Origin of the sequence: Microbacterium sp. 18062, assembly GCF_902706225.1 — a bacterium.
Classification (GTDB): domain Bacteria; phylum Actinomycetota; class Actinomycetes; order Actinomycetales; family Microbacteriaceae; genus Microbacterium.
Map to the genome: position 1 here is coordinate 1 of NZ_CACSKB010000480.1, position 424 is coordinate 424.

Genomic DNA, 424 nt, shown 5'->3' on the forward strand with positions numbered 1-424 from the left:
CTCCGATGCGCGACGGCAATGTGAGCAGATCCAGCAGCCCAAAGGACAGCAGGCGGCCGATCTCTGTTTCATCGCCCAGTCGGACCCTCTCCAGGGTCAAGATCGGGTTGGCGATACGCGCCGATTGTGCGGCTGCGGCCGAATCCGCCCAGTTCTGTGCCACGACAGCTTGCAGGGCCGGACTGTTGACCAGGGCGAGCTGTACCGCATCCTTTTGACTGAGCGGCCTGCTCAGCAGATCGGAGGCACGGCTGCGCAGGGCATCACGCTCCTTGGCGTCCCGCGCCAGGCTCAGTTGCCCGTCCGTGAAACTCTTGGTGGTCGTGTTGGTATCGGAGAGGCTTTGCTCCAGGTTCGCACTGGCGCAGCCGCTCAAGACCGCCACGGCGGCCAGCGCGATCAACAGCTTGGTGCGGGGCATGGA

Annotated in this window: 1 protein-coding gene; it reads right to left on the minus strand. The window is 64.6% G+C overall.

The features are described 5' to 3' along the window. Positions 1 to 424: hypothetical protein (locus GVL03_RS20820; RefSeq protein ID WP_200847383.1), on the minus strand; the 424-nt coding region annotated here is incomplete at both ends.